The organism is Caldivirga sp. (assembly GCF_023256255.1).
GTDB lineage: Archaea > Thermoproteota > Thermoprotei > Thermoproteales > Thermocladiaceae > Caldivirga.
The window spans coordinates 1-14,159 of sequence record NZ_JAGDXD010000002.1; the positions used below are offsets into that span (position 1 = coordinate 1).

The following is a 14,159-nucleotide window of genomic DNA, read 5'->3' on the forward strand; positions in this document are numbered from 1 at the left end:
CACAACACTAGTAATAGGCATAGTAATCATAGTGATTATAGTAGCAGCAATAGCAACAATAATAGCAATGAGAAGGAAATGAGAGTAGGCTTGAATTTTGCTTGAATTTTAGGATTAAAATTATAATTTTTGCAACTTTTATGAATACTTTAGATTATGGGGTATTAATGTGGTAATTTGATGTGATTGGTTTTTAGGCGTATTGGTGATCGTTATCACTAAATATGGTATTAAGGATTTTCCTGAGGCTAATTCTTAATTGGTGACTAATTGTGCTTGTTGATAGGCTAAGTTCCTTGGCTAGTGTTCTTAAGCTGGCTTCCCTTGGTTCATTAAAGAAGCCTAACTTATACGCCTTATGTAGTGTGTTTAATTCAGCCTTGGTTAGTACTGAGGTTACCTTACTGAAGTTTATTAGGCTTAGCGCATCGATTACATTAACGTTCCTTGAACGTGTATTAATTATTTTCCCATTAGTCTTAAGACTATTGAAGAGTAAATCCAAGTCAACGTTAACTGGGAATAAGAATCCCCAGTTCTCAATCCCATTAGTTATGTAATCCTTAACCTCAATACCATAAAATAACCTTGCCTTATACCTAGTTGAGTTACCTAACCTAGATTTAATAACAACCCCAATTCTCTTTGGATAACCCTTATTCATTGGCTCAAATTTAACTAGCTCCTCAACGCTAGGATCATTACTAAGTATGTTGAATAGTCTCCTTAGGCTTAGCTTATTCTTAACCTTAAGCATTGCAAACTCGTAAACATGGCTCTTTAAACCATCAACATAAGACTCCACTACATTATACTCATAACCATCAAACGTAGCCTTAGCTGTCCAGTCAGTTTCATGTATGTAGCTGAATTCAATATACTTAAAGTTCGCTTTTCCAAAATCGAGTAAGTAATTCACGTAATGTCTTAATTCTTGACTTATTTTTATACTTTATCCAAAAACAATACTTAATGCATCTAAGGTTTCATCATATGAGGTGTTTTCCTTAAGAAGACTCACAATGATTATTAATTAGGTAACCCAGATTGGTTTTACAATTAGGAAAGTTGTAAGTCAAAAAGTAAGCAATGAATTTAAAGCATCTTAAGGAATTTCATAAACCCTACTCAATCCTTATCTTAATAGTCCTCTTAGTATCCTCCACCTCCTCCTTCGGTATCTCCCTGTAAGTTAGCCACCATGCATAACCCTTATACTGCTGAAGTCTCTTGGGGGCTTCCTCAACATTGTGAGGTGGTGGGTTCAACATATTCTCGCCAATTATCTCATTATATGGCCAATTGGCTGGGGCCACTGTACCATACCTATCAATTAATTGTAGAGTCCTCACTGCTCTTAAAATCTCTGGAATATTTCTACCAAGCTCCAGTGGATAATACATTATTAATCTAACAGTGGCCTTATCATCAACAATGAAAACTGCCCTAACGGTGCTTGTGCTTGATTCAGCGTGAATCATGCCTAGTCTCTTGGATACATTGCCCATTGGGTCAGCTATTATTGGGAACGGTATCTTAACACCCAGGGTCTTCTCAATCCAAGTAACCCACTCAATGTGGCTAATGTCAGTATCCACGGATAAGCCTATTAACTCAGTGTTCAGTTTCCTAAAGTCATCATATCTCTTGGCGAAGCTAACGAACTCAGTGGTGCATACTGGTGTGAAGTCGCCAGGATGACTGAAGAGTACGAACCACTTACCCTTATAGTAGTCTGGTAGTTTTAATTTTCCATGCGTAGTAGTTACCTCCATTTCAGGGAATTTCTCCCCTATGAGGGGCATTCTGAATCCCTCGCTCATAACTTATCAATAATATTTAGACGCATACCTTTTTAAATATTCCGTGCTCAACACTCTATTATCATGCCCTTAACATGGTGTTTAATTTAAAGGTAATAAGGTACGTGTAGATTAACCCAAATAAAACATTATTTTAACTTACTTAGCTATGGTTACTGTTTACCACTTGAGCATTTACCAAGGATCTTAACTAACTCAAGCGCCACCCCTAATCCTCTTTGAACATCCTCATCACCTAATGCCCTCCAAAGCCCCATTAATCCCTTAACGGGCTTAGCATTGGAAACTGCATCAACATTCTTACTCATGCATCCTCCTAAGTTCTGCATCATCTCCTTAAGCCTAATCACATCATTAGCGTCTAATTTATTCATTAAGCCTAAGCTACCGTCTAACGCGATGGCTAGGAGCCTAAACACTGCAGGGTCCTGGAATAAATACTGTATAAGCTCCTCGAACCTATTAAGTATCAGCATTACTGAATCTAGAACACCACTGCGTTTTAACTCCACTATTAGTTCAATTAAACCCTTCAACTCATCGGCGTTCTCAGCAAGTATGCTTAATGCCTCAGCTAGTTTTTCATCAGGGCTTACTTGAGCCTGTTCTTGGGTTGTCATGGTCATTCACCTCACATTGTTGTCTGCAGCCACGTCTTGTAGAATAGGTCCTTTATAAGCTTACCCAATGGTGACGTCAATATGCTGTAGCAGTTACCCATCCATAAGGCCTTATTGTTCTTGAGGTCAAGCTTAATATCGCAGTTAAACATCATGCCTAAGTCACCGTAATCCATTGCGCATGCCATTGCGTTTATTTGAGCTGGATCAAAGGGTTCACCAAGGAGTTCACCGGCAATTGCAGCTGCGCTGGCTAATGCAGTGAAGTGAACAGGCACACCGGCGGTTGGTAAGCCTATGGCTGGCATTGAGTGTTCACCAGGTAGGTACACGTCATCGTATTTAATGCTCCTGCCAGTATACACGTTTATTGTAGTCCACCTACCACTTGGGGTATCAGTGACAAGTGGGGTTCCCTCAAAGGGCTTAGGTAACCTAGCTGGTGGGACTACTATAAGTAGGTCATACTTAACCTTATCAGAGGTGAGTACAACAACCTTATTCTTATCATCAACCTCAATAGGCTTAGCGTTACCAATGTACTTAATCCCCTTCTGGGTGAAGACATCCTCAGTTATCTTAACTGCCTCCAGGCCCAACGGCTGTATGGGCTTTTCAAATGGGTGTATGAGTGTTAAATCAACCTTATCCCTAATCCCCCTCTTCCTAAATATGGTGTCTAATTGAGCAATAATCTCAAAGGGGTAAACACCACACCTGTATATTGGCTCAGGGGTGAAGACTACTAAGCTTCCTCCCTTAAAGTTCATTAAAGCTTCCCTTAACTTAAGCGCCCCATCTAGGGTGAAGTTATGGTAACCTACCCCTATGTTGTATGATTTAAAATCGAACTCGGTGCCAAGGCTAGCCAGTAAGTAGTCGTAGTTGAATTTACCTTTATCAGTCTCAACGACCCTATTATCAGGATCTATCTTAGTTACAGTAGCCTTAACGCTCCTAACACCTCTTTTACCAAGCATGGATAATGGTAGTTGAGCCTGTGCTGGATCCATGTCACCTAGGGCAATGTTAACTAGTAACGGTGGCAATAGGTAATAATCAGTATCACTTATTAATGTTACCTCAGCATCAACACGGTTCCTTAACCTCTCCGCAAGCTTCTTAGCAGCAACTACACCACCAACGCCACCACCTAGCACTAGGATTTTCTTCCCCATAGTGTCCACGGTTTCTTTCCTAGCTTTTAAGCATTAATGCTATGGTACTTCAGCACATGTGAAATACCACTTAGCTTACATTTCCATAATATCTACGTTATATTAATATATTAATGTATAATGTTAGAATTTAATTGAATTATATAATATAATTCATCATGCAACTTATTTTCTTAGAGTTATGTAAGATCAATAATTGTTCATGAGCATTATTTAAATGCTAATATGTGAACTATAGTTATGATTAAACTATGATTAATTAAATGCAACTCAACTCTGCCTTAACTTAACCCTCCCACTTAATAATCTATTAGTCTCCTCAGCTAACCTCTTATCCCATTCCTCATAGTCATGATACCCAATGAGTTGGTAAACATCCTCCCTACTCATCATGTCATTGATTAAATTCAATTGAGTTCCCTCATTCTTAAGCGTAATTAATGCCCTCTTAACAGCACCCATGGCGTACCTGAATGTTGTGACTGGGAATATGACTATCCTGTAGCCCATTTCCTCAAATTCCTTGGCGGTAATGTATGGTGTTTTTCCAAACTCAGTCATGTTTGCCAGTAAGGGTGCCTTAACCCTCCTGGCGAACTCCATGAATTCTTCCCTACTATGGAGGGCCTCAGGGAATATTACGTCAGCACCAGCCTCGATGTAAACCTTAGCCCTCTCTACGGCTGAATCAAAACCCTCTACATCCCTAGCGTCGGTCCTAGCTATTATTATGAAGTTCTCATCCCTCCTAGCCTCTACTGCAGCCTTAATCTTCTTAACCATTTCATCAATAGTCACCACCCTCTTACCGGCTAAGTGCCCACACTTCTTAGGCATTTCCTGATCCTCAATGTGAACAGCGGATACGCCAACATCCTCAAGTTCCCTAATAGTCCTAGTAATGTTTAATGCCTCTCCAAAACCAGTATCAACATCAACAATAAGAGGTATACTTATTGCATTAGTGAAGAACCTCAGGTAGTATGATAATTCACTAAGCGTGAAGACACCTAAGTCGGGTAAGCCAAGCATATTTGAGTACGCAGCACCGCTAAAGTAAACAGCCTCAAACCCCAGTTCCTCGGCTAACATTGCCGCGGCTGGGATGAAAACACCGGGAGCCACTATTATACCACCCTTACTTAGCCTTTCCCTTAACCTACCCCTAATTTCACTTGGCTTTGGTTTACCCTTATCAAGTAGTATAGGTTTCATGACTTAAGCCTAGATTAGGGGATTAAAGTAGTTTCACGTTAAGTTTAAGAGGGATAAGGTTTCCTAATAATGAGGATTTGATGAGTTTTAGTTAAGGTGATTAGCTATTTAATTAGGGATTAAGAATCCTAAAGTTAAGAACCCTGCTTATTAGCACTACTTGATGCCCTTTGCTTCGACTCAATCCTCCTCTGCTCCTCCTCCGAGGTTAAGAACAAGCTAGTCCTCTGTCTGCCACCCATATTCTACACGTTTAGGCCGCCCTATTTAAACCTTAAGTATAGTCACTGTTAAAACCTTAAGGTCTAGTGATAAATGGTTAGTCATGATTTCAGTTAGGTATTTTAAGGATGGTGAATTAACTAGGATTAAACTGAGGATAAATGGTTCAGCGTCTGTTGATTTACCTGATAATGTAATTGCAATACCAGCCTTTGCAGATATGCATGTTCACCTTAGGGATTGGGGTGAAAGCTATAAGGAGGACTTAACCTCAGGTTCAAGGGCAGCCTTAGCAGGCGGCGTAGCCGCAGTTGGGGACATGCCTAATACTAAGCCCCCAGTACGTGATCCTGACTTAGCCCTTAAGAGAATTAAGGATGCTTCAACCCTTAAAATAAACTATAGGCTACACGGTGGTGTCCCAACAGACCTCAGCCTACTGAAAGGTTACGTTAATATTGGTATTAGGAGCATTAAGGTTTATCCTGAGGATTATGGGCTAATTGAGGGGATAATTAAGGCGGCTGCGGTTAACAACATGATTATTATCATTCATTGTGAGGATCCTTCATTGTTCAGAAGCCTTAAGGGTAATGACTCAAGAATTCACGGTGAGAATAGGCCCATTGATGCCGAGTTCACATGTGCATTAAGGGTGATGCAGCTTGCCTTAATCCATGGTGCAAGGGTTCATTTAACTCATGTGACTGACCCAAGGATTGTCGACTTAGCTAAGTTAAGCAATAGGATTACCATTGATGCTACAATGCATCATTTACTGCTTGATGAAGAATCATGCATTGAGCAGGTTAATGACCCATTTTACTGTAAGGTTAATCCACCGTTGAGGAATAGGTCGATTAGGCGTGAATTACTAAGAAGGTTAATAGATGGTTCAATCAGCATTATTGCAAGTGACCACGCCCCTCATGCCAGTGGCGAGAAGTTTCAAAATAATTATGATAATACATCCCCAGGATTTCCCGGTTTGGAAACGACGAGTCTTCTCCTACTTGACCTATGGAGGAGGGGGTTACTGGACTTAAGCAGGGTTATTGAGGCTTACTCATCTAACCCACTTAAGATACTTGGGGTAGATAATGATGCTCATTTGCTCATTGACACTAAGTCAAGTACAGTAATAGACCCAGACCTATTCATGAGTAAGGCTAAGCATAGTCCATTCTCAGGCTGGGTTACAATGAATAGGTTAATTGGATTAATTAAGGGGGGAGAATTGTTGATGGTGGATTCAGACTATGAGAAAGTATTTCCCGGTCTCATTAATGAGAATACCCTAGTTAAACTAAGTAGGTCAACTAAGTAACATTAACCATTAGTGGATTAACCTAAAACGCATTAGTGTAGCGAGTAAACATTATTAAGACTAGCCTACAACGGGAATTGACTCAGGATGGCAACAGTAAAGGTAACCTTAAGTCCACAGGATTATAGGAGTAAGGTGTGGGTTGATTGGTGTCCTGGTTGTGGTAATTTTGGTATTTTGGCTGCTGAGACCCAGGCCTTTGCTGAACTTGGGTTAAATCCAAGGGAAACAGTTGTGGTTTCTGGTATTGGGTGTTCAGGTAAAACACCCCACTTCATGAATGTTGAAGGGGTGCATACACTGCATGGTAGGTCGATACCGTATGCAATGGGTATTAAATTAGCTAACCCTAATTTAACTGTTGTTGTTAATGGTGGTGATGGTGATTTGCTTGGTATTGGTGTTGGTCATTTTGTTAGTGCTGGTAGGTATAATGTTGATTTAACCATTATTCTTCATGATAATGGTGTTTATGGTTTAACTAAGGGTCAGGCTTCACCTACTTTGCCTAGGAATGTTAAGACTAAGGCCTTGCCTAAGCCTAATATTAAGGATGCGGTTAACCCAATAGTCCTAGCCCTAGCAAGCGGCTACACCTTCGTGGCTAGGGCATACGCATACGACACTAGGCACTTAAAGGAGGTAATAAAGGAGGCAATAAGGCATAAGGGAACAGCACTAGTAGACGTCCTACAACCATGCCCAACATACAACGACATAAACACAAAAGAATGGTACGACAAAAGAATATACAAACTAGAAAACGAAAAATGGGATCCCAAGGTTAAGGATCCTAAGGAGGTTGAGGAGAAACTCGTTAAGGCTATTGAAAAGGCTAGGGAACCTATGGATGAGAAGATACCTATAGGGATATTTTACCAAAATGAACTTGAGCCAACATATACTGATAGATTAGCATCAAGAATAAGCAATTACCTTGAACTACCACCAGCCAAGCAAATTATTGATTATAATGGTGAATCCTTAACATTAATCGACAAGATACTTGAGAAGAGAAGGGTAATATAATTCTCCTTAAATAATCTACTAAATATTGAAAGTCATTAAACGTAACTCGCCTATTAAGCTTCATTTAATTAACAAGCTCATCCTAAACTAATCCTCATGAAGGTCATTAATTTCACTTACCGAACTTCCTCTCAACACTCGCATAGTACCTTAAGGCCTCTTGGAAATCCTCTCTGCTGAAGTCAGGCCAGTATTTATCAAGGAAGTACAACTCAGCGTAGATTGACTCCAATGGAAAGAAATTGCTCAGTCTCCTCTCGCCTCCAGTCCTGATTACGAGGTCTATGAATGGGTTAGGTAGGAAACTGGTTGGTAGTAGTTTAACCAATTCATCATCCTTAATGTACCTACCAACCTTAGTTATTGCTGTATTGATTAAGTCCACGATGGATTGATAACCCCCATAGACTACTGCCAGGTTAAGGAAGTGGGAATTATACATTTCCGTAGTGGTCATGGTCTTAATAGCCTCATCAACAACATACGGTGGTAGGTTCCTCCACCTGCCTATTAAAGTAACCTTAACCTTATTATCGTGAATTCTGGGATCTTCCCTAGCCTTCTTAAGCTTCCTAATGAGTAATTCGTAGAGAATTCTCTTCTCCATCTCACTCCTATTCACGAAATTCTCGTAGGATAGTATATAAACTGTGACTGTTTGCACATTATTATCAAGTGCCCATTCTAAAACCTCCTCAACCTTATCTGAACCAATTAAGTATGCTGTGTATATATCCATGCCATGAGCCATCGCCCACCTTCTATTGCCATCTGGTATTATCCCAATATGATTTGGCACACGCTGAACATTATTAGCCATATCTGTTGCTCAATATCTAGTAGTTCAATTTATAAAAATTACTGTATAGTAAAGACCATGCTTTGATATTTACATACATGTATATGGATATTAGGGTAGATCAATATTCGATAATATTACATAAAATATTAACTAGACCTTATACAGAGTAGGTAATAAACCCTAGCTTAGATTAAAGCCATATTGTCTACTATTGGCGAAGCATTTATTAACTAGAAGTCAGCTTCTCCATTATGAAGTTTTGCCCTAAGTGTGGAACCGCCATGGTTCCAGTTAAGAAGGGAAATGCAACATACTTGAAGTGCCCTAAATGTGGGTATGAAGAGAAGGTTAACAAGAAGGATAGGAAGTCTTTCGTCGAGAGGAGCGTTGTTGAGGAGGATAAGCGCGTTAAGGTACCTATAGTTGAGAATAAGAGTAGTTCAGGAGAGGAGGTTGATGAAGACTACCGTAAACAACTCCTAGATAATTTACTGGAAATGGGGGAGGACTTTGATTAATGTAGAATACATTAACTTGTGTGATTTTCATTCCATTCTTTGTAGTTCCTGAAAACCATTAGTTCCTAAATTAATAATACCTTAGTATTAACTCTATATTTTGAATACGCAGTAGAATTTAGTACTTAGGCTAAGAAGTACGCTTGATTACGTTATGGTACGTGAGTTAAAACAAGCTCTACTTTGTTCTTAGTTAAATTAGGGTATTATTAGGTATAGGGTATGAGTTTAAGCCATGCTCAAGCCTTAAGTGTCTAGCTAATTTCTCGCTGTGGCCATAAATTGTGTAGATTCTCTTTGCCCTTGAGTTCACTGCGAAGTCTACTAGCCCGTTAAAGTCGCTATGGCTGCTTAACTGAATGTGAACATGCTTCCTAATCCATCCTCCAGGGGCACCACCTGTTACTAATGCTATTACTGAGTCATTAACCGATTTGATTCTTGGAGGTATATCAGCAACTATAATGTCACTGTCATTGTGTAGGGTGCTTATGTTCAGCAGTATACTGTTAAGTGAATGCACATTCTTATCCATTGCAACGTTAAATCCATTATTAATGAGCAACTTATATAGTTCCTGTCCCTTACCAAGGGCAAAGCCTGAGAGCACTAGTTTAAGCCCCTTCATTATTGTTCTCTCCGCTAAGTCAAGTATATCGTTGTATACGTTATCACGTGGTTCAAAGTGGAAACTTGGATCCCCATATGTGCTCTCAATGACTAGTATATCTACGTCAGGATAGGGCTCAGCCCCCTTAAGTATGATACTATCTTCAACATTCATGTCACCCGTCAATAATACTGAACCATGCTTGAATTCAATCAAGTACATTAAACTACCCATCACATGACCTGCGTTTAATGGTATTACACTGAAGTCATCAAAGATTATTGGCTTATTTGGATATGCCACGGTTACACCAGCCCCAAGCCTTAACCCCCTGAATTCCCTAAGTATTCTTAAAGTCTCACCACTCATTATTACTCTCCTGGCTTTAGATACATGGCTTGTATAATGATCGCTATGCCCATGAGTTATCAATACTGCATCATAATTATCTATGAATCTACGTGTAGGATCTACGAGTATGCTATGGCCACAGCATGAAACTTCAATTCCACCAAACCTTCTAATGACACTAATCATCCTAGTTAGTTAATGTTAGGCTAGTTTAATTACTTTTCCCGGTTATGGATTTAAGGCATAGCAAGCTTCCATGGTTTACTCATCCTAAAGGGATGGGGGTCTCCTGTCTCCTCACCCCCACATTACTCATTAAGCTCAGGTGCTAGCTAAGGTTTCATAGGCACCTAGGTAGTTCTTATCCTCATGTGATATGGGGTTTAAGCTCAGTATTAGGTAAATAATATTTAAATATAATTCTCTTTTAGTATAGTAATAATTTTTAACATCATGGAAATACCATGATCTCACATTAATTTCAGTAGTTCTGTATTATAAAAAGAGATTAATTATTAGGGAAATAAACACATACATTAATGATTATAGCATTCATATACCATGTGAATTAAACCAGTATTGCTGAATACACACTATGTGTATTGCAGAAATCTATAAAAGTAACTAACCTAAGTTTAAATACAGTATGTCGGATGGAATAAAGAAGAAGATATTAGACTACTTGGTTCAAAATAAGGGTAAGGAGTTAACAGTTGAGGATGTGGCTAAGGCTGTTGGTGAACAGAGACTTAACGTTGTCAAGGCGCAGTTAACTAGGTTAGCTAAGGAGGGCAGGGTCCAGAAGGTGGCTGAAGGTAAGTATAAGGTTTCGTAAAACACTGAAGTCAGTATTATTTAATTAAACTTTATTTTTACGTATTTCAATACTAAGCTAAACCTAGTTTCTTAGCCCTATCCATAGGAGCGTAAACATTCATCCTATGGCTCCTTGTTACCAGCACTAATTCACCTCTCTTCACTAAATCATTAAGTACCCTTGATGCAGCCCCCATTTTAAGCCCATACTTTGAGGATATTACATAAGTCGTTACGTAATCCATCTTCTGCACATCCTTGGCTATCTGATCATACAATTCCGCCGGCACTGTAGCTACAATCTTCTTAACAGTCTCCTCAGCAGCCTTCCCCTTTCCCTTCCCCTTCTTCTCAGTCTGCTCCTTCTCCTTCCCCTCTTTCTTGGCTAATTGCGAGATGGTAGGCTTCTTTTTACCACCCATACCTAACTTTATTGAATTAGGCTTTATAAACATTAGTGAATAGCCTACGGTGTTAACTTAAAGTCATGAACATAGGTTAATTAAGGGCCCTGGTTACAGTTAACTAATGCTTTTAGCGGTTTCCTCACCTTCAACAGAGGCGCATGTAGCCTCAGTAGGTAGGGTTGTCTCAGCATTACTTGCTAAGGGTAGGTTTGAGAATGTAGCCATCCCAATACCTAAGGAGTTATTGACTATTGTAATTAAACTAACCTTATCATCAGGTAAGGGAGCCGCAATCGAGTTCCTAAGGGGGAGTCTAGGTAATGCCTGGTTAGTCACCCATTCACCATTAATAGACCTAATAATGATGCTCTACAGGGAATATCCATGGGTTAACTTGATTTCAAGTAGCCCAAGTTTAAGCGACCAAAGAAGGATAAGTAAGATTGCCGTAGATATGGTTACTTTAACGGCTAAGTCAGCGTTAACTGGGATTAAAATTGATGATTGGGTTAAATTGCATAGGCAAGCCGTTGAAACCCTTGATAAGCCTAGGACTTACCCACAGGACTCAATAGTAGTGTCAATAGGGTACGTTAACCACCTTAAAGTAAGGAATGTGACTGATGATGTTATTGTTGTTAGTGAACTTAAACCAACCCCAACTGAATTATTCTACATATATAGAGGTAACTATGATGAGAAGTTTAGGGACATTGTTAAGTGGGTTATAAGATATTTAAGTGATATAGTACCATCATCAAGAAACCTAACGGAAGCCTATGTGGCAATAACACGTAATAAGGAGTACCTCAGCTTCGTAAACTCCCTAACCCCTCCACCCCCTTAATGCACTCGTGTAGTCTACAATGCTGTATTTATGCACTTATTACCATTAACTTCCTTATCATATAATGTATAATATTATTCCTAAATTAATTACATGATTAATAGTATAATGAGGCTAGGTAAGTAAAAATAGACTCTATGTAGATTACTTACTAATAGGGTTGGTTTAAGGTTGGGTAACGCTTAAAAATATAGTTAGGCAACCCCTCTATGAATAAGCGGGAATGGGTTGGGAATCCGGAATCCAATATAAGGCACTAATAACAGATAAGGTTGATGATCGTCTAGTAGGTAAGTTAAGTGAAATAGGTGTAGTGGTTGACTATAAGCCCGGCATACAGTATGAGGAACTTCTAAAGATTGTTGAGAATTATAACCTGCTGATAGTTAGGAGTAGGACTAAGGTAACGAGGGAGGTCATAGATAGGGGTACTTCATTAAAGATAATTGCCAGGGCTGGTGTTGGTTTAGACAACATTGATGTTGATTATGCGCTTAAGAAGGGGTTAATAATAGTTAATTCACCTAACGCCGCCACGTACTCGGCTGCGGAGTTAACGTTAACCCTGATGCTAGTCATATCAAGGAATATTCACCTCCATATAATGGATACTAAGAATGGTAAGTGGAGTAAGGGGCTTTACCACGGGATTGAACTTAAGGGTAAAACACTTGGTGTAGTTGGATTCGGTAGAATAGGGAGGGCAGTTGCCAATTATGCTAAGGCATTAGGCATGAGAATACTCGCCACTGACGTGGTGGATATATCAAGGTATGCGGAAGAACTCGGGGCAAGTGTAGTCAACCTTACTGACCTACTCTCAAGTAGTGATGTTGTAACATTTCACGTTGCCTTAAATAAGGAAACGTACCACATGCTTAATGAGGATAGGTTAAAATTAATTAAGGATAATGCTATTATAGTTAATACGAGTAGAGGTGAGGTTATAGACACTAAGGTTCTCCTTAATCACCTAGATAGGCTATGGGGTGTTGGCCTTGATGTCCTTGAACACGAGCCGCCCAGGGAGGATTGGGAATTCAAACTTATTCAACACCCAAAGGTGGTCATTACACCGCATATAGGTGCGGAAACTATTGATGCTCAAAGGAGGATGGTTGACGAACTAGTCTCAAATATTCAGGACGCCTTAGAAAGGGTGGGGAACCATGGTTAAGTACTTAACCCCTGGTCCTGTTCAATTACCACCAAGGATTATAGAGGCTTACGCTAAGCAGCCCATGTTCCATAGGGGTAAGGAATTCAGTGAACTTTACAGTGATGTCATTAACCAGTTGGGTAGAATATTCAGAGGCTACACAGTAAGCGTACTACCTGGTACCGGTACCTTTGCTGTTGATGTAATGGTCTACAACTTCATTAAGCCAGGTGATGAGGTCATAGTCCCCATTAACGGTGAGTTTGGGGAGAGGCTTGCCCAATCAGTGGAGTCAAGGGGTGCGGTGGTTAAGAGGATTTACACTGAACCAGGCGAGTCAATATGTGATCATGTTAAGGAATTGAATGTTAAGGCTAAGGCAATAGCCATGATTCACAATGAGACAAGCATGGGGGTTGCTAACCGGTGCATTAGTGAAGTAGCTAAGGTAATTCACGATAATGGTGGAATACTGCTAATTGACAGTGTTTCAGGTGTCCCAGCTGAGCCACTCAATAATGATGCTGATGTAATAGCAACAGCTACACATAAGGCGCTACTAGCCCCACCGGGGGGTTCAATAATAGCCTTTAAGGACCCTGGATTAATAGTAAGTTACCCTAAGCCACCATCAATGGACCTGGGTAACTACCTCAAGTACAGTGCAAGATTGGAAACACCCTACACGCCTCCAATTAATGTCCTCTACGCACTTAGGGAGTCATTAAGGTACATACTTGATGAGGTTGGTCTTGAGAAGTACGTGGCAATTCATGATGAGAAGATAAGGCTACTTTATGATGAACTCAATGATGTAGGCTTTAAGCCTGTTCCCGTGAACCCTAATGATAGAAGTAGGACAGTAACCGCATTCTATAGTCCAGTTAACCCAGCTAAGGTCATTGATTACCTTAGACAGAATGGTTACGTCATAAGTGGCGGCATGTGGCGTATAAGGGAGAGGAGTATAAGAATAGGGGTTATGGGTGACGTAACTTTAGACGACTTAAGGAAAGTAGCTACACTGCTTAAGAAACTGACGGCTAACCAGCCTTGATCCATGCCTAGTGAAATCCATGATGACAATATGAACGGCAAGTCTTGCCTTTTAATGTGGGGTTAGGTTTTTGAATTAAACGTGTCCCTGCATGGGGGTGTTTGATGAGGGTTCTCCGCGGTGAGGGATAGGGGTAATGGGCTTAAGGCCAAGCCCATAGCCCACCACTGAATGAGCA

15 protein-coding genes are annotated in these 14,159 nt (G+C 40.0%); 7 read left to right on the plus strand and 8 right to left on the minus strand.

Annotation, left to right across the window (positions count from 1 at the left end):
• Window positions 1–193: 193 nt before the first annotated feature.
• From Q0C29_RS00120 to prpB, 5 genes are all read right to left on the minus strand, one after another.
• Window positions 194–919, minus strand: coding sequence for a helix-turn-helix domain-containing protein (locus tag Q0C29_RS00120; RefSeq protein ID WP_291998632.1), 726 nt, complete (start codon window positions 917–919; stop codon window positions 194–196).
• A gap of 205 nt (window positions 920–1,124) precedes the next feature.
• Window positions 1,125–1,823, minus strand: coding sequence for a peroxiredoxin (locus tag Q0C29_RS00125; protein ID WP_291998633.1), 699 nt, complete (start codon window positions 1,821–1,823; stop codon window positions 1,125–1,127).
• A 152-nt stretch (window positions 1,824–1,975) separates the two neighbouring features.
• Window positions 1,976–2,443 (minus strand): DUF1641 domain-containing protein, encoded by a 468-nt coding sequence (locus Q0C29_RS00130; RefSeq protein ID WP_291998634.1) that lies wholly within the window; start codon window positions 2,441–2,443, stop codon window positions 1,976–1,978.
• A gap of 11 nt (window positions 2,444–2,454) precedes the next feature.
• Window positions 2,455–3,621, minus strand: a complete 1,167-nt coding sequence (locus Q0C29_RS00135; RefSeq protein ID WP_291998635.1) for an FAD/NAD(P)-binding oxidoreductase — start codon at window positions 3,619–3,621, stop codon at window positions 2,455–2,457.
• Between the two features lie 270 nt (window positions 3,622–3,891).
• Window positions 3,892–4,836, minus strand: a complete 945-nt coding sequence (gene prpB, locus Q0C29_RS00140) for a methylisocitrate lyase (protein WP_291998636.1) — start codon at window positions 4,834–4,836, stop codon at window positions 3,892–3,894.
• A gap of 325 nt (window positions 4,837–5,161) precedes the next feature.
• Between prpB and Q0C29_RS00145 the strand changes: the two genes are divergently transcribed.
• Both Q0C29_RS00145 and Q0C29_RS00150 read left to right on the plus strand, forming a co-directional pair.
• Complete coding sequence (locus Q0C29_RS00145) at window positions 5,162–6,385, plus strand: amidohydrolase family protein (protein ID WP_291998637.1); 1,224 nt, start codon at window positions 5,162–5,164, stop codon at window positions 6,383–6,385.
• 87 nt (window positions 6,386–6,472) lie between these two features.
• Window positions 6,473–7,414 (plus strand): 2-oxoacid:ferredoxin oxidoreductase subunit beta, encoded by a 942-nt coding sequence (locus Q0C29_RS00150; protein WP_291998638.1) that lies wholly within the window; start codon window positions 6,473–6,475, stop codon window positions 7,412–7,414.
• Between the two features lie 112 nt (window positions 7,415–7,526).
• Here Q0C29_RS00150 and uppS read toward each other — a convergent pair whose 3' ends face one another.
• Window positions 7,527–8,213, minus strand: coding sequence for a polyprenyl diphosphate synthase (gene uppS / locus Q0C29_RS00155; protein WP_291998639.1), 687 nt, complete (start codon window positions 8,211–8,213; stop codon window positions 7,527–7,529).
• A 254-nt stretch (window positions 8,214–8,467) separates the two neighbouring features.
• Here uppS and Q0C29_RS00160 point away from each other — a divergent pair, with 254 nt between their 5' ends.
• Window positions 8,468–8,734 (plus strand): zf-TFIIB domain-containing protein, encoded by a 267-nt coding sequence (locus Q0C29_RS00160; protein ID WP_291998640.1) that lies wholly within the window; start codon window positions 8,468–8,470, stop codon window positions 8,732–8,734.
• 193 nt (window positions 8,735–8,927) lie between these two features.
• Here the strand turns inward: Q0C29_RS00160 and Q0C29_RS00165 are convergent, their stop codons facing one another.
• Complete coding sequence (locus Q0C29_RS00165; RefSeq protein ID WP_291998641.1) at window positions 8,928–9,881, minus strand: MBL fold metallo-hydrolase; 954 nt, start codon at window positions 9,879–9,881, stop codon at window positions 8,928–8,930.
• A gap of 460 nt (window positions 9,882–10,341) precedes the next feature.
• Between Q0C29_RS00165 and Q0C29_RS00170 the strand changes: the two genes are divergently transcribed.
• A complete protein-coding gene (locus Q0C29_RS00170) occupies window positions 10,342–10,530 on the plus strand; it encodes a TrmB family transcriptional regulator (RefSeq protein WP_291998642.1) in 189 nt (62 codons plus the stop codon).
• Between the two features lie 52 nt (window positions 10,531–10,582).
• Here Q0C29_RS00170 and Q0C29_RS00175 read toward each other — a convergent pair whose 3' ends face one another.
• Window positions 10,583–10,933: a 30S ribosomal protein S25e gene (locus Q0C29_RS00175; protein ID WP_291998643.1), complete on the minus strand. Its 351-nt coding sequence runs from the start codon at window positions 10,931–10,933 to the stop codon at window positions 10,583–10,585.
• A 106-nt stretch (window positions 10,934–11,039) separates the two neighbouring features.
• Between Q0C29_RS00175 and Q0C29_RS00180 the strand changes: the two genes are divergently transcribed.
• The 3 genes from Q0C29_RS00180 to Q0C29_RS00190 all read left to right on the plus strand — a co-directional run bounded on the left by Q0C29_RS00180 (window position 11,040) and on the right by Q0C29_RS00190 (window position 13,981).
• Complete coding sequence (locus Q0C29_RS00180) at window positions 11,040–11,765, plus strand: hypothetical protein (RefSeq protein WP_291998644.1); 726 nt, start codon at window positions 11,040–11,042, stop codon at window positions 11,763–11,765.
• 223 nt (window positions 11,766–11,988) lie between these two features.
• Window positions 11,989–12,942 carry a D-2-hydroxyacid dehydrogenase gene (locus Q0C29_RS00185; protein WP_291998645.1) on the plus strand — a complete coding sequence of 318 codons (954 nt, stop codon included), beginning with the start codon at window positions 11,989–11,991 and terminating at the stop codon, window positions 12,940–12,942.
• Window positions 12,935–13,981 carry an aminotransferase class V-fold PLP-dependent enzyme gene (locus Q0C29_RS00190; protein WP_291998646.1) on the plus strand — a complete coding sequence of 349 codons (1,047 nt, stop codon included), beginning with the start codon at window positions 12,935–12,937 and terminating at the stop codon, window positions 13,979–13,981. Before Q0C29_RS00185 ends, Q0C29_RS00190 begins: the two co-directional genes overlap by 8 nt.
• Window positions 13,982–14,159: the final 178 nt, after the last annotated feature.

What these genes read in the sequence shown, in the direction of transcription:
- Q0C29_RS00125 (WP_291998633.1), bottom strand. Translation starts at nt 1,823, where the DNA reads ATGAGCGAGGGATTCAGAATGCCCCTCATAGGGGAGAAATTCCCTGAA.
- Q0C29_RS00130 (WP_291998634.1), bottom strand. Translation starts at nt 2,443, where the DNA reads ATGACAACCCAAGAACAGGCTCAAGTAAGCCCTGATGAAAAACTAGCT.
- Q0C29_RS00135 (WP_291998635.1), bottom strand. Translation starts at nt 3,621, where the DNA reads ATGGGGAAGAAAATCCTAGTGCTAGGTGGTGGCGTTGGTGGTGTAGTT.
- prpB (WP_291998636.1), bottom strand. Translation starts at nt 4,836, where the DNA reads ATGAAACCTATACTACTTGATAAGGGTAAACCAAAGCCAAGTGAAATT.
- Q0C29_RS00145 (WP_291998637.1), top strand. Translation starts at nt 5,162, where the DNA reads ATGATTTCAGTTAGGTATTTTAAGGATGGTGAATTAACTAGGATTAAA.
- Q0C29_RS00150 (WP_291998638.1), top strand. Translation starts at nt 6,473, where the DNA reads ATGGCAACAGTAAAGGTAACCTTAAGTCCACAGGATTATAGGAGTAAG.
- Q0C29_RS00160 (WP_291998640.1), top strand. Translation starts at nt 8,468, where the DNA reads ATGAAGTTTTGCCCTAAGTGTGGAACCGCCATGGTTCCAGTTAAGAAG.
- Q0C29_RS00165 (WP_291998641.1), bottom strand. Translation starts at nt 9,881, where the DNA reads ATGATTAGTGTCATTAGAAGGTTTGGTGGAATTGAAGTTTCATGCTGT.
- Q0C29_RS00170 (WP_291998642.1), top strand. Translation starts at nt 10,342, where the DNA reads ATGTCGGATGGAATAAAGAAGAAGATATTAGACTACTTGGTTCAAAAT.
- Q0C29_RS00175 (WP_291998643.1), bottom strand. Translation starts at nt 10,933, where the DNA reads ATGGGTGGTAAAAAGAAGCCTACCATCTCGCAATTAGCCAAGAAAGAG.
- Q0C29_RS00180 (WP_291998644.1), top strand. Translation starts at nt 11,040, where the DNA reads ATGCTTTTAGCGGTTTCCTCACCTTCAACAGAGGCGCATGTAGCCTCA.
- Q0C29_RS00185 (WP_291998645.1), top strand. Translation starts at nt 11,989, where the DNA reads ATGGGTTGGGAATCCGGAATCCAATATAAGGCACTAATAACAGATAAG.
- Q0C29_RS00190 (WP_291998646.1), top strand. Translation starts at nt 12,935, where the DNA reads ATGGTTAAGTACTTAACCCCTGGTCCTGTTCAATTACCACCAAGGATT.